Here is a 20651-nt window from a genome sequence, read left to right as displayed (position 1 = left end):
CTCCTCATGGGAGGGGAAGGCAACTATGTTCGGCCGAGCGCCAGGTAAACAACTTCTTAGCAAACCTGATCGCTTCATCCTTCATACACGCCAGACCCTCTATGCAACTTCATTGCTCGAGCCGGTCATGCTGGGAATCTGGCTTCTGTCAGGCAAAAGCGAACAGAATTCATATCGGCTAGTTGCCGCAATCTTCTGTATCGGATCGCTCCATGCCATCGTATGTATCGACCTTCTCCGCAGGGGATTCCGATCGATACGCCAGCGCGAGCCCCTAGCACTGAAATATGCCGTCACCGCCACCCTGCTCACCTGGGCCGTGGCTGTAGTCCCCTTGGCTCTACGCGCGAAGGGGTTTCTGACCCCCGAAACAGCAGAAATCCTTACGGCAGGAGCTCAAATCTTCCTGACAGGACCGCTCGCCGTGGCCTGGTCCGGAAGATTTGTAATCAGCATCAGTTCACTAGGAAACGCCTCTATGGCCCTCTTCGGAGCGCTGCTGGGAACAGCACCTTCGAATGTGCTGAGCATGATGCTCGTAGTGGCTACGGGCGGGGTCGTTTTCGGCTTCACATACTCGTTCTCCAATTGGGCCATAGCAGTCGTGCGCGAACTAGACCATGGCCGTGAAGCGGAGGCGGAGCTGGCTGTAGCCCGTGAGCGGCTGCGCTTCTCCAGGGATCTGCACGACGTTGTGGTACGCAACCTCTCGGTCATCTCGCTAAAAAGCGAGCTGGCCATCGAGCTAGCCCAGCGGCGCCAGGAGGAGGCCATCACGCAGATGGTGGAGGTCCAGCGCATTGCAAGGGAATCCCAGGACGAGGTTCGTGCGGTGGTTCGTGGCTATCGTACGGCCGATCTCCGTACGGAATTGGTTGGAGCGAGCTCGGTGCTACGTTCGGCCGGCGTCGACTGCCGAGTGACTGGCGACATCCCATTGAGCGGAGAACAGCAAGCTTGTTTCGCGTGGTCCGTACGCGAGGGGACCACTAACGTCATCCGGCACAGCGAAGCCCTCATCTGCGAGATCAACCTGTACTCCTCGTCAGGAAAGGCGTGGCTGACGATGGAGAACGACGGAGCTCATCCCCAGAATCCCGATGACACACTGGGCAGCGGACTGGCCGGCATCCGGGATCGCCTGGCGGCAATCGGCGGCGAGATGGATGTTCGCTTCATCCCCGGAGGCCGCTTCAGATTGTCTGTCTGCGTGCCAGCCGACTAGCGATGAGATACAGGAGACGAGATGGCCAACGTAGCAGAAACGATCCGCGTGCTCCTCGCAGATGATGAGCACCTTATCCGCGGCGCACTCGCTGCTCTCCTCGCGCTAGAAGACGATCTACTAGTAGTGGCGGAGGCGGCCACGGGAACGGAAGCGCTGGCCATGGCCCGCGCGCATCGCCCTGACGTCGCGGTCCTCGATTTTCAGATGCCCGGCATGGATGGTATCTCGGTCGCTGATCTGCTCCATCGAGAGCAGCCCTCATGTCGCATCATGATCCTCACTGGCCACGGGCGACCTGGACACCTAAAACGCGCCCTCAGTTCAGGCGTCCGGGGTTTTGTCCCCAAAACAGTTTCCGCCCGGAACCTCGCCGAGATCATCCGGGTACTCCACGCGGGTAAACGCTACATCGCTTCCGATCTCGCCGCGGACGCCATCAGTATCGGCGAGAGCCCGCTGTCCCCGCGGGAGGCCGACGTACTGGAACTGGCGGCGGATGGTACCAGCATTGCTGAAATCGCCGAGCGGGCAGGTCTGTCCTCCGGGACCGTACGCAACTACCTGTCATCGGCCGTGACCAAACTCGAAGTCGAGAATAGACACGCCGCCGTACGGCTCGCCCGCGAGTGCGGGTGGATCTGACCAACCCACGATGACGAGACCGAAGGAGTACACGGTGGGGAGACCGGAAACCAGACTCAGCCCTTCGACGGAACCACTGCAATATTTCGCGCAAGAGTTGCGATCCCTTCGAATTAATGCTGGTAAGCCTTCTTACCGCAAGCTGGCTGGCCAGGCGAATTACTCAAGCACTTCATTGTCGGAAGCGGCTCGCGGCCTGTCACTTCCCTCCCTTGACGTTACGCTCGCTTTCGTCACCGCTTGCGGCGGAGATACCGCCCATTGGGAAGGCTTTTGGAAGAGCACCAAAAAGAAGATCGATGCCACACCAGAAAGTGTGGACTACGTGACTAGCCAGGCACATTCAGAAACAAAGAATAGCTATTCCGAGCACGGATACGCCGTAGTCCCAGGTATTCCTCCGGAACAGCAGTCACTCGCAAGCATGCTCGCCGTGGCCATGCTCGGTGTCCTGTTTGGTTTCGGGATCGGGAAGCGCAGGCGCACCGGATGAACATCGCTCACCCAGCAGACCGCCGAACTTCCGTGGCTTGGATCACTGACATGCTCACCGATCTGTATGCCTGGGCGCGGCGCCGACCCCTCGACAACTCGCCAGGGCATTCGCCTCTCATCCATTCCTCCGATATCAAGACAAACATATGGTTGATCACCGGATCGGATCTGATCTCAGCTCTGGTCATAGATTTGATGATTCCTCCGCCGCTTAGGCCGATACATCTGGGCATCGAGGTCATCCTGCTGGTCGTCTCACTTGGCGTTGCCGCCATGATCGCCAGATCTCCGCACCTCATCGATGGCGGGACCCTGTACCTGAGGACCGGTCCTCTCGGACAGATCCAGATCCCACTCGACTCCATCCGCACGGTCAGTACGGCACCCGCGGTGACCCCCGGCTGTGGTGTGCGGCGCGTGCCCGGAGCAGAAGGAACCATCGCCTGTTCCGTCGCAGGAACCACCGCGCTGGTCCTTGATCTCGACACCCCGGTCGTCGTCCGGCTCCGGAAGGGACCTCCTGTATCGGCTACCCAGATCCGTTTCACCGCTGACAGCACCTCCACAGCCGTCAGGACAATCCGTGCCGCCATCGACGAAGCGAAAGGGTGACATGCCGCAGCACACGGGACTCCCAGAGGATTTCCCCGCGGTCGGCCCGCTTCTCACCCGCCTACATCTCGGATCGCTGTCTGACCCAGAGGCAGTTAGCCCGATTCCTGGGCGCAACAGGAACTGGCGCGCAGTCACCGATGCCGGACATCAGGTGTTCATCAAGCAGCTCGACGGGCCGGACGACCAATCTGCGGTTCGGATGAGACAGTGCCTCGCGTTCGACCGACTCATTACTGCTCAAGCTGGGGTCATCGCCACGCCGCGCTATCTCGGTTCTGACCTGGACGCTCATGTACTGGTCTATGAGTTTATCGACGGCGCATGTTCACTCGCGGACCTAGCACGTGATCAGACAATCACAACGCGCCACGCGCATTCCGTCGGCGAAATCATCGGCTCGTTGCATACTCTACCGGTCGAGGGCACCGACAAGCCACACGAACGTACGCGACTACTCCCCTCAGCGGAGCTTCTCGAGGCAATTCCAATCAGCCTATTCGAGAACTCTTCGGCCGCAGAGTTGCAGGCATGGGGCTTGATGCAACGCGACGGCGAACTGGTCGCGGCCATCAAGCGACTCCTAGAATCCGAGCACCGTGCCTCCTCGGTGACCGCGCACTGCGACCTGAGGTTGGACCAGCTTCTTGTCGCTAATGGTGAGCTTTACCTCACCGACCTGGAGGACTTCCAACCAGCCGATCCTGCACGCGACACTGGGGGCATCGTGGGTGACCTGCTACATCGCGCGATCCTCGCCGCTGCCAGCAGCGGCGATACGCCGGCACCGGACCGCGCTCTGACGATCGAGAGAATCGCCGCAGGGATCGAAGGCGTTCGTCCATACGTTGGGGCATTCTGGAATGGGTACCACGCAGCCAGACCTAAGCCCGACGTCGGCCTCGCGGAACGAACGGTGGCCTTCGCCGGCTGGCATCTCCTAGACCGGCTTCTCGCGGGAGCCCGACAAGCACCCAGGCTTGGGGCTCTAGCCCGAGCCGCTGCGGGCATCGGACGTACCGCGCTACTCACCCCTGCGCCATGCATCGAGACCATCGGGTTGGTGAGGACGTGACTCTGATCGAACATGAGGTGTTGGCACCGAGGATCAGCGAGATCCTGCCCCGCATCGATGTAGATGGTGAAGGGCTGAGTGCCTCGCTCGACGGCGTCATCGTCACTGGAGATTCTGTCAAGACGCTGACTGCCCGATTGGCGTCGATGCTCTACAGGGTCGTTCATGCAGGCCAGCCTCACGAAATCTCAAGCACGGCGAACCATCCGCAGCGCTACGCGGGGCGCCTCGCCGAGAGCGTGCCGCATCAGTGGACCCGACGGAACGCGCAGATACTCGAAGCCAACGATGGCGCGGCCGTGGTCGAGCTGGACGGAGTCCGAGTCCGAGTCATGAAAGACCGACTCTGCCCGCCACACCAGGTACTGATCTCCGCGGCCAGACCTGCTCTATCTCCAGGCTTCTTTCTCGTCGACGGCTCCACGATGCTTCCGTCGGAAGGCGCTGTCGTTAGGATCTATGTCCACGCAGGAGCGACCGCCGCAATCGAGGCATGGTTGCACGCCCTCCGATACCTGGAACACCACGAGATTCCCTATCGGGCAAAAGTCATCTCTGACCCCGCGTCCCTTCCCCGTCGGGACTCCTTGGTGATCTACCTCTCCAGCCTATCGATGGAGTGGGTTCCCGGACTAGTCGCCACACTCGCTCGCATACCCGACTTCCTTCCGGATGTCTCGCCTTTCACCCGCGAGGTTACAACCGGTGTCGCACTCGCTTGGGAACCCATGGATCCGAGAAGTAGCAACGTCAGCCTCGGCGAACACAGGTCTCAAGCGCTTGCCACTGGCCTGGTCAGGCACGCGGTATCCATCGGAGGAGGCGACAGAACAATGGCAGTCAGGAGGGCTTTCATCGAATCGATGATCGACCCCCTCGACCCCGCACGTAACCTGGATTCTCCGTCCTGGTAGTGGCAATGCTGCGAGAAACGGGGGCGCCAGGTTCCGTACTTGCAGGCCATCCCGCAAGCCCGATGAAAAGTTGACAGGTTGTCAACTTTTCATCGGTCGAGATATTGAGGATGTCTACTTTCTCCCATAAGTTTCTGTCTGTCGCCACAAGATCCCGATCTTGTAGCGACAGTCCGGTTCACTAGAGTCAGGAGAAAGACATGCGCATGCAGGCCAGTGACCTCGCGGCTGGGTTCGACTCGTACACGACCGCGAACGAGCTTCCGAACGACGTGGCGACCGACGAGATCCCCTCGGCCCAGACGGTCATCTCGCTGAGCATCATCGCCAGCATCAAGTGGGGCTGCTAGTCACTCAAATTCGGTGCGGCCGGCCTTGGGCCGGCCGCACCGATCCGTTTATTAACATAAGGAAAAGGCGTGCGACTTTCCATCCTAATACCATTCATGCCAGCATCCGGCGATCAGCTGATGCCTTTCATTGAATTGGCGGAAAATAAGTCGGCCACACGCCTGTGGTCAGGCCAGTCGATGCTGCTGGAATCTCATGCAATGTTCGCCTATGCGGCTGGCCGTGGCCTACAGACACCTATAGGAACCAGCGTGGCCCTCATGGCGCTTCGCCACCCCTTCCAGGCAGCCCTGGAGGCCCGCACCCTGGCGCGCCTCACCGGTCAGAGTGTCGTCGCCGGATTCGGCCCAGGACCTGACCCGTTCGTAGAGTCCCTTCAAGGCCGCCGATATGCGAAACCGCGCCAAGCTGTCCACGAATACGCCAAGATCGTCCGGGGTCTCCTCGACGGTGCCGTCGTCGAGGTCGAAGGCGAATACTTCTCCATGGGCGGCGCGCTGCCCGCTCTTGCGACGCCGCCTGTAGAGGTCGGTCTTGGCGTGCTGCGTCCGAGGATGGCCGAACTGGCCGGCGAGGTCGCCGACGTCGCGATCACCTGGCTGGCGACTCCTCGCTATCTCACAGAGGTCATCGCTCCTGCGATCGCCAAGGGTGCCGACCGTGCGGGTAGACCAGCTCCGCGTTCGGTCAGCATTCTCCAGGTCTCGCTGGGAGGGCCCGAGGTTGACCACATTCAGGTCATCCTGGCGGCCTGCGCCGCCCACCTTCAGGCTCCCCATTACCAGGACATGCTACGTCGCGCGGGCATAGTAGTGGGGGAGGGATCCGAACGTCGGGTAGTCGAACAGCTCATTCTCAACCAAGCCGCAGCAGTCGGAGATCCCGAAGACATCCTCCGTGTGGTCGATACCCATCGACGCGCAGGAGCCGATGAGGTAGTGATCAGTACGATTGGGATGTATGCGGTCGGCGGCCCGGCGGCTGCCCTCTCTGCGCTTCAGGAGATTCTCGACGCGAACCGAACGCGCCAGACGGAGCGAGTATGACTGGGAAAATCGAGTTCGGGTTCCGCAGACTATTGGTGATAGGTACTGGAGCCATCGGGGTCTGTTCTCTTCCCGGCTGGGTGGGTTGGCTTCGGGAAAGTCATCCGGATCTGGATTTTAAGGTCGTCCTCACCCGCCAAGCCACCTCCTTCGTGACCCCTACAGCCGTCATGGCAATCGGCGGGCGTCCCGTACTCACGGACGTCTGGCCCACCGAACCTCAGGTACATGCACCTCACGTCGAACTCATTCAGTGGGCCGACGCGGTGGCAGTCTACCCCGCCACCTTTCACTTCGTGAGCAGGTTTGCGACAGGAATGGCTGATACACCAAGCATGCTGGCCCTGCAGTGCATGACCGCGCCCATTGGTATCGCGCCATCTCTCCCTCCGGGTGGTCTACAAAGCCATGGTTTCCAAAAGCACCTAGCCGAACTCCGACAGCGGCCAAATGTCGTGGTGGCGGCATCAGAGGAGGGGCGAAGCGTGACGACTGGCAAGGTAGAGGCCGCCACGTCTGTCCCACTGCCCACTCTGCTTAACCTCCTGGAGCGTCAGCGCCGTAAGATCCACGGTGAAGATCAATGATGGGCGCGTGCACCCATCTCGCACGAGCACGCGTCCTCGAGGAATACGGCAGCAGTCTCGTCCGAACCATAATCTCACTGTCAGATGAAGGCGAATACGTCTGGACTCGCACGACAAGCACCACAAACCCGGCCGAACAGAGCTTTCCCGACCCGGGAATTTTGTCTACGAGGAATCCAACGGTGCGGGCGGTCTCCCCCGAAAGATGTGGCAATCGGCTGCACTACCGGGCTGCTGGACCACGATCCCTCGCTGACCTCATTACGTCCCCCGATGGCTTGGAATCGGGTAAGGCTATATCCCTACTCGGTGGGCTCGGGGACTTCCTGCGATCCCTCCATGGGCTTACTGCCACGGATGACGTCAATATGCCATCCAGCCCGAAGCCACTCGTCCGCTTGTCCGACTGGATTAACGGACCCTGTTCGGAACCGCGAGAGCGCTTGCTAGGAGTAGTCGCCACGTCCCTCGGCGTAGAGCGCTGGACCGATGTCCTAACGTGGATCGGAGAGCTCTCGCATCCAGTGTCCGCCGTCCCGATCCACGGCGCGCCTAGCCTTGGGCTGCTCATCCCCTCCCACATCGATATTGGCTCCAGCAGCTTGCTCATGAGCGATGACTGGGCGCTTGGAGCCTGGCAGTTCGATGTCGGATGGGTCATCGCGGAGCTCCGAGAGCTCCACACTCTGAGCCCGAAGCTCATAGATTCGAAGCTGTTCACGGCCCTGGTCTCCTCCTTTCTGGAGGGATACAGCATCGTCAATAACGATCACATCGATCAAGCCGCGATAATCCGCATGTTGATCCACCTTCACGATTATTCGATCTTCGTGCGCTTCGACGAAGCGACCATCAGGCGCTACACCTCACTGCTGCGGGCAATTATCGACCAGAGAACGACGAAGGCGTGGTGATCTTGATGCCTAGTGATGTGAGCAAATATCCTACAGCCCGCCGTGAGACTCGTTCCGAGATCATTCACGGACGCGCAATACGCGATCCCTACCGCTGGCTCGAGGACCCCCTCAGCGAGGAGACGCAAGAGTGGTGCAGTCGCCAGGATGAGATCACCCGAAGGCACCTCGATGCCCTCCCAGACCGAGCACACTGGAAGTCAATGATCGAGAACCTTGTCGCCATCGGCGTAACCGGACCACCCGTCTGGTGCGGCGACCGGTACTTCTTCATGCGAAGATGCGCCGGCGACGAACATCCTGTTCTGTATGTGAAGGAGCCGGACGGATCGGAGCGAAAGATCCTTGATCCCATGGAATTGGACCCTACCGGCCGGACCACACTTGATTCCTGGTATCCCGATCCGACCGGACGAAGGCTGGCCTTCCGTTGTTCCGAAGCGAACGGCCGCAGGAACGTCCTCTACGTGATCGATCTCGAGTCAGGCAAAGTGCTGGATGGTCCCACTCACCGGTGCAACGGATCCGCGGTGGCATGGCTACCCAATGGAGACGCCTTTTACCATGTCCGGGGTGCACCTCTTGGAGACTCCTCAAGTGGTGATCGCCAGCTTCACCAGCGCGTGTTCCTTCATCGCATCGGCACAGACTATGACCGTGAAGACATTGTCGTATTCAGCGGATCTAGTGATATTGGCGACGACGCACGATACACCGCAGATTTGAGCGGAAACATGCTCACGGTCACTGCGGTCTATGGGCAGGGACGCTGGAACGACCTCTGGGCCGCGGATCTTGGCCAGAGCGACCCAGAGAATCCCCGGTTCCTCGCTGTTCAGCAGGGGCGGGAAGGTAAGACCCAAGTGATTCCCAACCACTCGGGAAAGCTGTACCTACTCACCGACGCCGGGGCACCTCGTCGACGGCTGTTGTTCGCCGACGCTCTCGAGGCTGCTAGCTGGTCGGAGTTGATTCCTGAAGATACGGAGGCGACCCTGGATCACATCGCAGTCGTTGACGCATCTGCAACGGATCTCCCAGTCATCATCGCAGGATGGTCTCGTGGTGGCATCAGTGAAATTAGCATTCATGATCTCAGTACTGGCGAAGAGATCGGGACCATCCCGACTCCAAGCAGAGGGACCGTGGGAGAGATCCGATCCGCCGGACAATCAGTCTGGTTCACCTATACCGACTTCGTCACACCCGTCACGGTGTACCGCTGGGATGTCACAACCGGCAGAACCACGTTGTGGGCGGCACCGCCGGGCACCACACCGAGCTACGCCGCTCAGCGCATCGCTGTCCATCCGCTCTCCTCGACCTCGCGGGACGGCACCACGGTAGAGGTGACGCTCGTGGCCCCTTCCGGGCCCGTGATTCCCCGAGCACTGCTCTTGAACTGTTATGGGGGATTCGGACTCTCGTCCGTCCCCCTCTATTCACCGGAAATCATCGCTTGGGTCGAAGCTGGCGGTGCATTTGCGATCGCGCACGTGAGAGGCGGTGGAGAAAAGGGTGCCAAATGGCACCAAGATGGAATCCGCTCAGCCAAGCAAAAGTCGATCGAAGACCTGCACTCTGTTGCCGAAACACTCATTGCTGATGGTTGGACGACGGCCGAAAGATTGGTCGTCGACGGAGAATCTAACGGAGGTATGCTAGTCAGCGCGGCCGTGGTACAACGTCCAGAACTGTTTCGAGCGGCGATCTGTTCCAATCCATTGACAGACATGATTCGCTATGAACAGTTCGGACTCGGATCCCTTTGGACCAGGGAGTACGGGTCAGCCTCACTGAAGGAGGAACTAGAGTGGCTTATTGGATATTCTCCTTATCATAACGTTACCGAGAACGTCAAGTACCCGGCAGTCCTTTTTACCGCCTCGGAGGCTGACTCTGTCGTGGACCCCATGCACTCCCGCAAGATGTGTGCAATCCTCCAGCATGCCACCCAGAATTCCGGCCGCGGACGGCAGCGACCAGTGTACTTGCGCCGTGACGCGGGCACTGGACACGGTTCACGCTCCATGAGCAAAGTTACCAACTTGTTGGCAGACCAGCTGTCCTTCGCAGCGTTTCACGCCGGGCTAACCAATTAGAGGTTAGATCACTCAATTAGTGCGTACAAACCTTGCAGCGGCGACGGGAGCGGCGCGCCTAGGAACTACAAATGGTGGCAGCGCACATCTATCCACCACGGGTATCCGCAGTTTTTTCAACGCGGCCTCGGCCCTTGCCACATTGCGCCGATCTTCGTCATGCAGCCGAGTGGAGCCAATTTCGTTCGGGATCCGAAACCGTGTACGGATTCTTGCGGCTGGCAAGGTTTGATGACTAGCCGATGGCCATTCGGTAGATCAGGGGCTGGCAGATCGAGCGGCCATGTGCTGGCAGTGGCCGTTACCCCTTCGTAGTACATGCCCATGCCTCACAGGATCCCCAGGTGTTCGCGGGTAGTGCAGCGAACTCGGCTGCCTTTGGTTACCTACTACCCGCCCGAGCGAGAGAGCAGCTCCGCCAACGCCGATTGGCGTTCAGATGTCCTTGATTCACTCGGTGGCGTAGGAGGGTGATCGCTTCGTCTATGCGGCCTTCCCTAGCCAGCAACTCCACCAGCTGTTGGGTGGCGGCCGGGTCGCCTCGATCAGCCTGGGCACGCAGGTGGTGAGGGTAGGCGCTATCGGCGAGGTGGTGTTGGAGGATGAGGTGGCGTATCTCCCAGGTACTTCTCCGTTTGGCGGAGAGCCTCGCCCGTGCTGATCTTCCAAGAAGGCGGTAAGGCGAGTGGGTAGATGGCGTCGGCGGGCGAGGTCGAGGTGAATGGCACGGTAGCGCAGCCACTTCCATCCGCCCATGATGCATGCCACAGTCCATGCGAACACCAGCGTGGCGGTGACGTCCGCTGCGGCTGCTCGTGACGCCGATCCTCCGGTCAATACCGGGGTGACGGCGTCTGAAGTGGTCTCTTCGTCCATGTCGACAAATTAGCCGTGAGTCGATCCAGGGACCAGGCCGACGCCGGTGCGACCTCTGGCAGGAATAAGCCGCAAATGAACACGACCCGCATCCGGGAAGGTCTCTATCGGATCACGTCAGATCTGTTCCTTGTCCAGACGATCTGACGTGATCCGGGAGCCGACCTGCGCGTCGCGCGCTCCGAAGACACCCGCGAGACCGTACTGGCGGACCTGCCTTCCCCAGCGCAATGACCGATCGTTGGCCACCGCGATCGCGTCAGCATCGGGGAAACTCCCATCCGGAGCCCGGTTCGACAGCGCCCACGCCCACGCCGCACTCTGCAAAGACCTCCGCCCTGTATCCCGGCCACCCTCCAATCGCGCGGCGGGATCCGCGGCGGCAAGAGCCGTAGCGGCAGGCCCGGTTCCCCGGAGCTGGCCCATCAGCAACTCGTAGGCGCCCAAGAGCGCCAACGACGGCCAAGCCGCAATGACCCGCCCGATCGTCGTCGGTTCCGCGACAGCGACGTTCGCCGCGAGCGACGCCAAGCTGCCGAGCCCGAGCAACACCCACGGCAACCATCCACCCCGCCTGCCCGCACGGCTCTCCACCAAAATCGACATGGACGCCACTACGATCATCCCGTCCACCGACAGCGGGATCAGCGCAGCCGTCCACCGCGACTCCCCACGCACCACCGCCAGCTCGTGCATGTGTCTATAGGAGACGACCGCCGCGATCCCCGCCACAGCACCGATCGTCGTCGCCCGAACCACCCGGTCCCCTGACAACTCCATCACAGCCCACCGGCCAGCCGCTCCGAACGACCCCGACCACGGGTCCCACTGTCAGCACGCAACCGAGGCATCTCCCGCTTGACCTCGACCACCACCTGCCGCTCCCCGAGCGCCGCCAACGCCCTGACCTGGCCATCAGCACCTGCCGAAGCGGTTCCCTTGGTCGGGGTCGGCCGTTAGGGATTCGAACCCGTGCTTTGGCCGTCGGGCTGGGCCGAGGGGTTCTTGGCGGGACCGGCGAAACCTTCGTGGCGAACGAGGCGCCCCAGCAGGGGCCTGCCTCAGTCGAAGGCTTTTGCGATCTGTTGGACGATGGCCGGCTGGCCGGCGTCGGTACGGTGTTCGAGTACCCATTCCCCAATCTTGCTACAGGCGGTCTCGGGCTCAATGCGAAGTACGGCCGGGCAGGGTTGGCGACGGCGACGGCGACGTTGGCAGCCAGCGAGGCGAGGCCTCCGGTCGTGAAGCGTGCAAGAGAGCCAGGCGCCTGAGCAGCCGGCTCGGGAGTCGGCTAGGGGTGAGATGGAGGCGGCGACAATCATGCCGTCGGCCGCCCGGGGGATCAGGGTCGCTGTCGACCGCCATGACGGTGGTCCAGTGGATGCAGTGGTCGGTGTGGGGTCATGGGTGCGGCTCGGAGGAGCCGGACTTGCGGTATCCGTCGCGGCGGAGCTTGGAGTGGGCCGGGAGGGCCGCGAACTCGGGGCCTTCGAGGAGGACCGTTAGGTTCTTATGGGGTCGTGCTGGGAGCGCCACCAGATCTCAGAACCGCCGAACCCCAGGTTTCGGCGGTTTTCTGGTTTCTCACCAGCCACTCACGGCCAGCGCCGTGAACGTCGCGGCCAGGACCGTCCAGAACCGTCGGGGCCGCCGGACGATCTCGGGGGGCGGCCCGTGCCACTCGCGCAGCAGGCCCCGCCGTCCGATGAGGACGGTCAAGGCACCGTTCCATACGATCATCGCCCCTCAGCTAAGGCGCAAGAGGGATATGGCATGGAATGATCCGGCGATGGGGATCGCTTGGAACGGTGTGACGGGCCGGACTCTGCTGGCGGGGCTGTGCGGTGGCGGCGCCGCACTCGCGGCCGGAGTGTTCGCCGCTCTGGTCTACGCGATCGGCTACGGCGTGGAGACCGGAGGAACCTACACGGCGCCGGGCGACGACATGGACTTCACCGGCTGGCCGTCTTTGATCTTCGCGATCCCGTGCGGCGCGACGGCGTTCCCGTTCCTCGCCGGCTTCCTGTTCCAGCGCGCCGGCATCACACCCATGGGCGAGATCGTCCTGCCGGCCGTCGTCGTCACTCTGGTGCTGGCCTTCGATCTGCTCCTCCGCATACCCGTCGAAACACTCATCCCCGCCACCGGACCGGCCGCAGCGGTCTTCGCCTTCGCCGCCATGGCCCTCACCCTCGACAGACGCGCCCCCACCCCCTGGCGAGCCACCGCCGCCGTCACCCTCCTCACCTCCACCCTCACCGCCCTGGCCCCCTCGCCTTCTGACCAGACTCCACCACCCCACGGCTGAACCGAGGTGATGATGTCCCGATTCGACGGCTCCGTCCGTGCTGCCGGGGCGTCTCGGCGATGCTCGAGGAGGGCTCTGTTTGAAGCGTCGTACGACGGTCTGGCTGGTGGGCGCCGTTGTCGGCGGGCTGGTGTGGTCCGGCTCCGCTGAGCCTCTGCGGAACCGTCCGTTGTCGTCGGTGAGCACGACGGGGTCCGACGGCGGGACCGGCCTGATGTGACCCTGAAGGCCCCCACCCGGTGACGGCGCCGCTCGGGCCCGGCAGCCCTCCCCGTGCGAGGGGTTCAGTGGGGGAGGAGGAAGGTTTGGGCGGGGTCGGTGGTGTGGGCGAGGGTGGGGAGGTCGGCGCCGGGGAGGCCCGCCAGGCGGAGGGCGGCTTGGGCGGAGAGGTGGGCGGAGGCGATGGACTGGCCGTTGGCGACGGCGGCGTAGAACTGGGCGGCGTAGGTGATGGCGTCGGTGTCGTCGATCTCCGCCGACATGCCGATGGCGAACGGGGCGACGGCGCCGACCAGGCGGTGGAGCTGCGACGCCGAGTTGCAGGAGTTGAGCAGGACGAGCAGCGGCGGGGTGTCGGTGCCCTTGAGGGCGGCGGCGAAGGCGGCCGACGTCACGATGACCCCTTCGTGGTGGCCGTCGAGGTCGTCCTCGAACTCGATCAGTGCGTGATCGCCGTGGCCGGAGAAGTGCACGACGTGGGGGCGGAACCGGGCGATGCCGTCGAGGAGGTCGGCGGCGGTCGCGGCGGGACGGACGTCGAGCTCGACGGCGTCGCGGTGCAGGGCGGACTCGACGGCGGCGCGGATGCGTTTCTGCTCGCGGCCGACGCGCAGGGCGCGGTCCTCGCTGTCCGCGGAGGAGCCCAGCAGCAGGACGCGGAGCCGCTCCCGCTTCGGGGCGTCCGGCGGCGTGCGGTACTCGATCTTGCCGATCATGGTGCCGCTGCCCTCGTTGACCTGATGGACCTGGTCGCCATGGATGTCGTATTTGTCACGCATCGATGAGCTTTCCATAGGCGTTTCCGGATCCGGTGTTGCTCTGATTGATCTGGTCGCCCTTGATATTGAAGGTATTGATGTTGATCCGGGCGGCTTTGCCCTCTTCCAGGGCCTTATGCAGCGCCCAGTAGACCCGCTCGATCTCCTGGGCGCTCTTGTTGCCGAGAACGGCCACCGCCGTACCGTTCGTCTCGATGAGGATGGCATAGGTACTGGTATCCCGGATCGCCTTAATCAGGCGTTTTACCAAGATATATCCGATTCCTCCGCCGAGGACGACGGACACCAGCGCCAACGCGGGCTGCCCCGTCGAGTTCGCGATCTGGAACCCGGCGAACGCCACGACCAGGACCAGCGCGAGTCTGCCGACCTGCTTGCCGATCCCCCGCTCCGGCTTGAGGTCGAGCGCCTGGATCCGGACGATGTTCCGCAGCGAGTAGACGCGATATCCGATGGTCATCGTGTGTTCGCCGATGTTGATCGATTCCGTGTGATCTTTACCGAAGCCCATGCCTTCACCCTTTCCGTACAGTCGACCGCACGATTGCGGCAGAACCGGATCAATCGGCTCAACAACCTACTTGCGGCGGCGAAATACAGGAAGGGTCGCGGCAATGACGTCACAGAGCTGAAACGAACAGAGCTGAAGCGAACGGAGATGAAACGAAGAGAGAAAACGTACCGACGGCCAAAAGATCACCGAAGGAGTGCCGCCTAATCTCGATCATCGGCAAGGGACGACGAGAAGCGAAAGAGGAAAGCCGATGTTCACCACGCTGGCCAAGGGACTGGCGGCGGGAGCGCTGCTCGGAGCCGTGTCGGTCGGGGTCTCGCAGACCGCGGCCGCCGCCGATCCGGCGACGCTCGAGGCCTACGGCGCGGCTGTCACCGGCCCGGGCGTCACACTCCCCAAGACCCCGCACGCGACCGTCGGCAACCCCAGCGACAGCGGCGCCGCCATCCTCCTGGCCCCGCTGCTGACCACCGCGACGGCCGACGCCTTCGTCGTCGCGGGGCCCACCGGCGCCGAGCAGGCCAGCGCCCAGGTGACGGCCGCCGCCATGACGTTCCCCGGGGCCGTCTTCAGCGCCACGTCGATCCAGACGAACTGCCTGGCCCTGCCCGGCAGCGCGCCGATCGCGTTCGTCCAGACCGTCGCCGCGACGCTCCTCCCCCCGGTCGTGATCGGGGCCAATCCCGCGCCCAACAGCGTGTTCGGCATTCCGGGCGTCGTGCAGGTCATCGCCAACGAGCAGATCACCAACCCCAACGGCAGCCTCACCACCAACGGGCTCCACTTCACCTTCCCCGACGGCACCGAGGTGATCCTCGCGTCCGCGACCTGCGGTCCGGCCGTCCTGCCCGTCGCGATGGTCGGCACGGGCGGCGCGCTCGCCACGGGCGGCGCGGCCGCGCTCGGCACGGCGGTGTTCCTGATCAGGCGGCGGCTGCGCGCCGGGTCTTAACATCCCCGCGACGGAATCGATGCGGCGGTTGATCTTCTCAAAGCGGGAACGCGCAACTAGTTTCCGGGGGGACTACCTGCGCCGGCAGCCCGGCCGGCGAAGGCCTACCCAGGAGGTTCGCTTGATGCGTTCCAGATTCCGGCTGACGGCCGGTGCGGCCGCGGCCGTGCTCGCCCTGCCCCTGGCCGCCGCGGCGCCCGCGGCAGCCGATCCGAACAACAACTCGGTGAAGAAGCTGGTCAAGGCCGTCAGCGGGGCGAACGTCGCCAAGCATCTGCAGGCGCTCCAGGACATCGCGGACGCGAACGGCGGCAACCGGGCCGCCGGGACGTCCGGCCACGACGCCTCCCGTGACTACGTCAAGAACAAGCTGGAGGCCGCCGGATACAACGTCCAGCTGCAGACCTTCACGTTCCCGTACTTCGAGCAGCTGTCCGAAGCCACGCTGGAGCGGACCGCGCCGACCCCGCGCACCTACACCGACGCCGACTTCGCCACGATGACCTACTCGGGCTCCGGCGACGTGACCGGCACCGTCCAGGCCGTCGACCTGGTGCTGCCGCCGTCGCCGACGCCCAGCTCGACGTCCGGCTGCGAGACCGCGGACTTCGCGGGCTTCACCGCCGGCAACATCGCGCTGCTCCAGCGCGGCACCTGCAGCTTCGCGATCAAGGCGGCCAACGCCCAGGCCGCCGGCGCCTCCGCGGTGATCATCTTCAATGAGGGCCAGCCCGGCAGGACCGACCCGATCGCCGGGACGCTCGGCACGCCCGACTTCACCGTCCCGGTGGTCGGCACGAGCTTCGCCGCGGGCGAGGAGCTCGCCGGTCTCGCCGGTGCGGTCGTGCACGTCAAGACCGACACCGTCAGCGAGAACCGCACCACCGAGAACGTCATCGCGGAATCCGCCGAGGGCCGGGACGACAACGTCGCGATGCTCGGCGCCCACCTCGACTCCGTGGGCGAGGGCCCCGGCATCAACGACAACGGCTCGGGCAGCGCCACGATCCTCGAGGTCGCGCTGCAGATGGCCAAGGTCAAGCCGAACAACAAGGTGCGGTTCGCCTGGTGGAGCGCCGAGGAGCTCGGCCTGCTCGGCTCCGAGCACTACGTCGGGACGCTCAGCGAAGCCGACCAGGCCAAGATCGGCCTCTACCTGAACCTCGACATGACGGCGTCGCCGAACCCCGCCTACAAGATCTACGACGGGGACGACTCGGACGGCGTGGGCGAGGGCGCGGGCCCCGAGGGTTCCGCCCAGATCGAGAGCCTCTTCGAGTCCTTCTATGAGGGTCGCGGGCTCGGCCACGTCGGCACCGACTTCGACGGACGTTCCGACTACGGGCCCTTCATCGCCGTCGGCATCCCGTCCGGCGGTCTGTTCACCGGCGCCGAAGGCATCAAGACCCCCGCAGAGGCCGCGCTGTTCGGCGGCACGGCCGGTGCCGCCTACGACCCGTGCTACCACTCGGCCTGCGACGACATCAACAACATCGACCTCACCGCGCTCGACGTGAACGCCGACGCCGTGGCCACCGCCGCCGCGACCTACGCGTTCGACACCAGCGCCATCAACGGTATCCACTCGCCGGGCAAGTCCCACAACTCCGGCAACAGCAACCACACCAAGCCCGGCGTGAGCTGACCCCCCGGCTCCACCTCCTGAAGACCCCGGCCCCCACCGGGGTCTTCTGCGTTTCCGTCAAGGCGAGGGAACGGGACGCCCCGGCCACACCCATGCGGTCCTGGGAGAACACGTACCGACGGGCGCGGACTCCCGGACCGACGATCCCTACGATCAGTGATCGGCCTGTGACAAATCAGGGCCGTCACCCGGAACCAGGGAGAAAGATGATCATCATGGGAAGGGCGGTGGCGGCCACCGCGCTGCTCGCCGCCGCATCCGTCGGGCTGTTCCAGACCGCCGCGGCGGCCAGCCCGGAGACGCTCGAGGCGTACGGGGTGTCGATCAACGCGCTCGGCGTCACGCTGGCGAAGACACCGCTGGCGAACTCGGCGCAGCCGAGCGACGCCCTCGCGTCCATCAACGTCGCGCCGCTGCTGACGACCGCTCCGGTGACGGCCGCCGTCACCGTCGACGCCTCGGGCAACGAGCAGGCCAACGTCCAGGTGACCAACCTGGTCATGTCGTTCCTCGGTTCGAGCTTCAACGCCGCGTCGCTGGCGGCGACCTGTGTGGCGCAGGTCGGGGCGGCGCCCGTCGGCACCACCAACCTCGTCACGGCGACGCTGGCGGGGCCGCTCGGCGTCCCGACGATCGTCATGCCGCCGAACCCCGCCCCGAACACCGTCTTCGCGATCCCGGGCGTCAGCCTGATCGCCAACGAGCAGATCACCCACCCGGACGGCAGCCTCACCGTCAACGCGCTCCACTTCACGTTCGCCACCGGAGGCGGGGGCGACATCATCGTGGCGTCGGCGACCTGCGGCCCTGCCGTCGTACCCGTCGCGATGATCAGCCCGGCCGGGGGTCTGGCCACCGGCGGGGCCGCCGCCCTGGCCGCCACCCTGTGCTGGACGTTCCGCCGCCGCGCGACCCGCTGACCCGGCGCCCGGCCGCCTGGCCGATCCTTGACCCGACGGTCATTGATCTTGTTCGACACAAGGTCGAGACTCGGGGATCGTGATCAGGGGTAAGAGGTGGCAGGTCGGGGCGGCCGGGGTCGCGCTGGCGCTGTTCGGGCTGCCCGGCGCCGGGTCCGCCGCCGCGCGGGGCGCGATCAGCGCGGGAGGGCCGCTCACCCGGATCGAGATCCTCACCGCGCTGAACTGCCAGTACACCTACAACGGGGTGCGGCAGTTCTTCGGGCTGTCCGGCCGCTGGAACTGCGGGACGGTCCTCGGCGTCGGCGGCACCGTCTACACACCGCAGAACCTCGCCACCATCATCGGCCCCAACGCGGTCGACTTCACCCCGGTCAGCCAGACGCCCGTCACCGGCACCGGGACCGCCGCCGACCCGTTCACCCTCACCACCGTCGTCAACGCGGGCGCCACCGGCCTGTCCGTCAACCAGGTCGACAGCTATGTCGACGGCGACCAGTACGCCAAGACCGTCACGACCGTCGTGAACTCCACCGCGGCCGACCGCGACATCGTCCTGTACCGGTACGGCGACTGCCTGCTGCAGGGCGTCGACCGCGGCTACGGCGCCGTGGTCCCGCTGGGCACCGGCGAATCCGCCATCGCCTGCACGGGACAGCCGGGCGGGTCGGGGCAGGTCATCCAGTTCACCCCCCTCACCACGGGAAGCCACTACCTCGAGGACCAGCGGCAGACCGTCATGAACACGATGAAAGCGCTCGGGGACTTCCCCGACACGTGCGCGTGCGCGACAGAGGTCGACAACGCGGCGGGCCTGTCCTGGCGGCTGACCGTACCGGCCGGAGAGTCGGTGCAGGTCACCAGCCTGCTGTACTTCCAGCCCGGCGGCGTGGGCACGATCGCGATGACCAAAGAGGTCGAACCGACCGAAGCCGCCGCGGGCCAGGACGTGCGGTACACGGTCCGGATGCGCAACGACGGCACCGACCCCGTCGCGCTCACCGAGATCTCCGACACGCTGCCCGACGGCCTGTCCTACGTCGCGGGCAGCAGCCAGGGCGTCACCACCGACGACCCCGACGGGACGACGGGAACCCTGGTCTGGCGGGTGCCCGTCACCGTGCCGCCCGGCGGCCAGATGGCCCTCGGGTTCAAGGCGAGGATCTCCGACGCCCAGGAGCCGGGGACCTATTTCAACACGGCGTCGGGCCGGGCCACGGGAAACGGGAGCGTCCAGCCGGCGTTCGAGACGGCGCCCGTCGAGGTGCTCCCGCAGAACCAAGCCGACCTGTCACTCACCAAAGAAGTCACGTCCATCACCATCGGGGGCCATCAATGAAGCTTCACCTCGGGACGAAGCCGTCCCGTCTCCTGCTGTCCACGCTGCTCGCGGGCACCGTCGCGGGCATCGGGCTGCCCGGCATCGCCCACGCAGCGGTAGGCGACACGGTCGCGCTGAGCATGTCGGTCCAACACCCCGGCGTGCGGCCGGACGCGCGCCAGCGGATGGCCCCCACGCCCACTCCCCCGGGCGGGACGGTCACCTACCTGCTGACCATCACCAACCCCGGGCCGTCCGACGCGCAGAACGTCACCGTCACCGACACGCTCGACCCCAACCTCAGCTATGTCAGCTCCAAGGGCGGCTGCACCGCCGCCGGCCAGGTGATCACCTGCAGCAAGCCGACGCTGGCCGCCGGCGAGACCTTCAGCTTCGAGATCGTGGTGCAGGTCAAGCAGGGGGTCGCCGCCGGGACGATCATCCCGAACGTCGGCACCGCGGCAACCGACACCGACGACACCGACCCGAGCAACAACAGCTCCAGCGCCGAACTCGAGGTCACCGACTCCAAGGTCGACGTCAGCATCGTCAAGACCGGCCCCGGCACCCCGCTCACCGCCGGCGAGAACTTCACGATCACCTTCGAGGTCGACAACGCCGGGCCGTCGGACGCCACCAACGTCGTCGTCACCGACACCCTCGACCCCAACCTCGAGTACGTCACGGCCAGCGGCGCCGCCTGCGCGTTCACCGCACCCACGCTGACCTGCGACATCGGCGACGTCGACGCGGGCACCGGCGCCACCACGATCGTCGTCACGCTCAAGGCCAAGTCGTCGATGCCGGAGAACGCGACCATCACCAACACCGCCGAGGTCGACTCGGCGGAGACCGACGTCAAGCCCACCAACAACACCAGCACCATCGACCTGGTCGGCGGCACCGCACCGCCCGCCGTCACCAAGGCCGACGTGCAGCTCACCAAGAAGGTCAAGTCCGTCAGGGCACCCCGCTAGCGCGCCGTCCGACCCGGAAAGGAAGACCCTTGCTCTCAGCGCGGACGACCAAAGGTCTCCTGAGCGCGACGTTCCCGGTGGCCGCAGCGGCTCTCGCCCTGTCGGCCGCCGGGCCCGCCACAGCACAGCCCGGCCCCACCCCGGCGCCGAGCGCCACGGCAACGGCCGGCGCCA

21 protein-coding genes are annotated in these 20651 nt (G+C 64.5%); 17 read left to right on the top strand and 4 right to left on the bottom strand.

Features of this window, described 5'->3' with window-relative positions; translation table 11 throughout:
- The first annotated feature begins 25 nt into the window (after positions 1–25).
- From ACYVE7_RS06775 to ACYVE7_RS06725, 11 genes are all read left to right on the top strand, one after another.
- Positions 26–1225 (top strand): sensor histidine kinase, encoded by a 1200-nt coding sequence (locus ACYVE7_RS06775; protein ID WP_460363688.1) that lies wholly within the window; start codon positions 26–28, stop codon positions 1223–1225.
- 21 nt (positions 1226–1246) lie between these two features.
- The gene (locus ACYVE7_RS06770) at positions 1247–1870 is read left to right on the top strand and encodes a response regulator (protein WP_460363687.1); all 624 of its coding nucleotides are present in this window, start codon (positions 1247–1249) and stop codon (positions 1868–1870) included.
- A 34-nt stretch (positions 1871–1904) separates the two neighbouring features.
- The gene (locus tag ACYVE7_RS06765; RefSeq protein WP_460363686.1) at positions 1905–2363 is read left to right on the top strand and encodes a helix-turn-helix domain-containing protein; all 459 of its coding nucleotides are present in this window, start codon (positions 1905–1907) and stop codon (positions 2361–2363) included.
- A gap of 50 nt (positions 2364–2413) precedes the next feature.
- A complete protein-coding gene (locus ACYVE7_RS06760) occupies positions 2414–2977 on the top strand; it encodes a hypothetical protein (protein ID WP_460363685.1) in 564 nt (187 codons plus the stop codon).
- 1 nt (position 2978) lies between these two features.
- A complete protein-coding gene (gene lxmK / locus ACYVE7_RS06755; protein ID WP_460363684.1) occupies positions 2979–4052 on the top strand; it encodes a class V lanthionine synthetase subunit LxmK in 1074 nt (357 codons plus the stop codon).
- Positions 4049–4966 (top strand): T3SS effector HopA1 family protein, encoded by a 918-nt coding sequence (locus tag ACYVE7_RS06750; protein ID WP_460363683.1) that lies wholly within the window; start codon positions 4049–4051, stop codon positions 4964–4966. The genes lxmK and ACYVE7_RS06750 overlap by 4 nt, the downstream gene beginning before the upstream one ends.
- A gap of 200 nt (positions 4967–5166) precedes the next feature.
- On the top strand, positions 5167–5316 hold the full coding sequence (locus ACYVE7_RS06745) for a hypothetical protein (protein ID WP_460363682.1): 150 nt from the start codon (positions 5167–5169) through the stop codon (positions 5314–5316).
- A gap of 69 nt (positions 5317–5385) precedes the next feature.
- Positions 5386–6363: an LLM class flavin-dependent oxidoreductase gene (locus tag ACYVE7_RS06740; RefSeq protein ID WP_460363681.1), complete on the top strand. Its 978-nt coding sequence runs from the start codon at positions 5386–5388 to the stop codon at positions 6361–6363.
- Complete coding sequence (locus tag ACYVE7_RS06735; protein WP_460363680.1) at positions 6360–6950, top strand: flavoprotein; 591 nt, start codon at positions 6360–6362, stop codon at positions 6948–6950. Before ACYVE7_RS06740 ends, ACYVE7_RS06735 begins: the two co-directional genes overlap by 4 nt.
- A gap of 608 nt (positions 6951–7558) precedes the next feature.
- Positions 7559–7864, top strand: a complete 306-nt coding sequence (locus ACYVE7_RS06730; RefSeq protein ID WP_460363679.1) for a hypothetical protein — start codon at positions 7559–7561, stop codon at positions 7862–7864.
- A 5-nt stretch (positions 7865–7869) separates the two neighbouring features.
- A complete protein-coding gene (locus tag ACYVE7_RS06725; protein WP_460363696.1) occupies positions 7870–9966 on the top strand; it encodes a prolyl oligopeptidase family serine peptidase in 2097 nt (698 codons plus the stop codon).
- Between the two features lie 993 nt (positions 9967–10959).
- On the opposite strand, the gene ACYVE7_RS06720 is transcribed toward ACYVE7_RS06725, so the two are convergent.
- Together ACYVE7_RS06720 and ACYVE7_RS06715 are read right to left on the bottom strand one after the other, a co-directional pair.
- Positions 10960–11574 carry a DUF2637 domain-containing protein gene (locus ACYVE7_RS06720; RefSeq protein ID WP_460363678.1) on the bottom strand — a complete coding sequence of 205 codons (615 nt, stop codon included), beginning with the start codon at positions 11572–11574 and terminating at the stop codon, positions 10960–10962.
- A gap of 852 nt (positions 11575–12426) precedes the next feature.
- Positions 12427–12561: a hypothetical protein gene (locus ACYVE7_RS06715; protein WP_460363677.1), complete on the bottom strand. Its 135-nt coding sequence runs from the start codon at positions 12559–12561 to the stop codon at positions 12427–12429.
- A 70-nt stretch (positions 12562–12631) separates the two neighbouring features.
- Here ACYVE7_RS06715 and ACYVE7_RS06710 point away from each other — a divergent pair, with 70 nt between their 5' ends.
- The gene (locus ACYVE7_RS06710; RefSeq protein ID WP_460363676.1) at positions 12632–13150 is read left to right on the top strand and encodes a hypothetical protein; all 519 of its coding nucleotides are present in this window, start codon (positions 12632–12634) and stop codon (positions 13148–13150) included.
- A gap of 284 nt (positions 13151–13434) precedes the next feature.
- Here ACYVE7_RS06710 and ACYVE7_RS06705 read toward each other — a convergent pair whose 3' ends face one another.
- Positions 13435–14148: a CHAT domain-containing protein gene (locus ACYVE7_RS06705; protein WP_460363675.1), complete on the bottom strand. Its 714-nt coding sequence runs from the start codon at positions 14146–14148 to the stop codon at positions 13435–13437.
- Positions 14141–14659, bottom strand: coding sequence for a DUF6232 family protein (locus ACYVE7_RS06700; RefSeq protein WP_460363674.1), 519 nt, complete (start codon positions 14657–14659; stop codon positions 14141–14143). Before ACYVE7_RS06700 ends, ACYVE7_RS06705 begins: the two co-directional genes overlap by 8 nt.
- Positions 14660–14912: 253 nt before the next feature.
- Between ACYVE7_RS06700 and ACYVE7_RS06695 the strand changes: the two genes are divergently transcribed.
- The 5 genes from ACYVE7_RS06695 (at position 14913) to ACYVE7_RS06675 (ending at position 20477) form a co-directional block, all read left to right on the top strand.
- Positions 14913–15614: a choice-of-anchor P family protein gene (locus ACYVE7_RS06695; protein WP_460363673.1), complete on the top strand. Its 702-nt coding sequence runs from the start codon at positions 14913–14915 to the stop codon at positions 15612–15614.
- 124 nt (positions 15615–15738) lie between these two features.
- Positions 15739–17259, top strand: a complete 1521-nt coding sequence (locus ACYVE7_RS06690) for a M28 family metallopeptidase (RefSeq protein ID WP_460363672.1) — start codon at positions 15739–15741, stop codon at positions 17257–17259.
- A gap of 206 nt (positions 17260–17465) precedes the next feature.
- The gene (locus ACYVE7_RS06685) at positions 17466–18179 is read left to right on the top strand and encodes a hypothetical protein (protein WP_460363671.1); all 714 of its coding nucleotides are present in this window, start codon (positions 17466–17468) and stop codon (positions 18177–18179) included.
- Positions 18180–18258: 79 nt separating this feature from the next.
- Positions 18259–19518: a hypothetical protein gene (locus ACYVE7_RS06680; protein WP_460363670.1), complete on the top strand. Its 1260-nt coding sequence runs from the start codon at positions 18259–18261 to the stop codon at positions 19516–19518.
- Entirely contained in the window at positions 19515–20477 is a 963-nt protein-coding gene (locus tag ACYVE7_RS06675) for a hypothetical protein (RefSeq protein WP_460363669.1), read from the top strand. The genes ACYVE7_RS06680 and ACYVE7_RS06675 overlap by 4 nt, the downstream gene beginning before the upstream one ends.
- Positions 20478–20651: the final 174 nt, after the last annotated feature.

It is taken from the genome of Actinocorallia lasiicapitis (genome assembly GCF_054778695.1).
Note: the sequence above shows the minus strand (reverse complement) of the source record. Positions and strands in the feature narration are given on the sequence as shown.

Bases quoted from the DNA above. Each gene is read 5' to 3' on its own strand.
- ACYVE7_RS06775 (WP_460363688.1), top strand. From the start codon at position 26: ATGTTCGGCCGAGCGCCAGGTAAACAACTTCTTAGCAAACCTGATCGC.
- ACYVE7_RS06770 (WP_460363687.1), top strand. From the start codon at position 1,247: ATGGCCAACGTAGCAGAAACGATCCGCGTGCTCCTCGCAGATGATGAG.
- ACYVE7_RS06760 (WP_460363685.1), top strand. From the start codon at position 2,414: ATGCTCACCGATCTGTATGCCTGGGCGCGGCGCCGACCCCTCGACAAC.
- lxmK (WP_460363684.1), top strand. From the start codon at position 2,979: ATGCCGCAGCACACGGGACTCCCAGAGGATTTCCCCGCGGTCGGCCCG.
- ACYVE7_RS06745 (WP_460363682.1), top strand. From the start codon at position 5,167: ATGCGCATGCAGGCCAGTGACCTCGCGGCTGGGTTCGACTCGTACACG.
- ACYVE7_RS06735 (WP_460363680.1), top strand. From the start codon at position 6,360: ATGACTGGGAAAATCGAGTTCGGGTTCCGCAGACTATTGGTGATAGGT.
- ACYVE7_RS06730 (WP_460363679.1), top strand. From the start codon at position 7,559: ATGAGCGATGACTGGGCGCTTGGAGCCTGGCAGTTCGATGTCGGATGG.
- ACYVE7_RS06725 (WP_460363696.1), top strand. From the start codon at position 7,870: ATGCCTAGTGATGTGAGCAAATATCCTACAGCCCGCCGTGAGACTCGT.
- ACYVE7_RS06710 (WP_460363676.1), top strand. From the start codon at position 12,632: ATGGGGATCGCTTGGAACGGTGTGACGGGCCGGACTCTGCTGGCGGGG.
- ACYVE7_RS06705 (WP_460363675.1), bottom strand. From the start codon at position 14,148: ATGCGTGACAAATACGACATCCATGGCGACCAGGTCCATCAGGTCAAC.
- ACYVE7_RS06700 (WP_460363674.1), bottom strand. From the start codon at position 14,659: ATGGGCTTCGGTAAAGATCACACGGAATCGATCAACATCGGCGAACAC.
- ACYVE7_RS06695 (WP_460363673.1), top strand. From the start codon at position 14,913: ATGTTCACCACGCTGGCCAAGGGACTGGCGGCGGGAGCGCTGCTCGGA.
- ACYVE7_RS06690 (WP_460363672.1), top strand. From the start codon at position 15,739: ATGCGTTCCAGATTCCGGCTGACGGCCGGTGCGGCCGCGGCCGTGCTC.
- ACYVE7_RS06685 (WP_460363671.1), top strand. From the start codon at position 17,466: ATGATCATCATGGGAAGGGCGGTGGCGGCCACCGCGCTGCTCGCCGCC.
- ACYVE7_RS06675 (WP_460363669.1), top strand. From the start codon at position 19,515: ATGAAGCTTCACCTCGGGACGAAGCCGTCCCGTCTCCTGCTGTCCACG.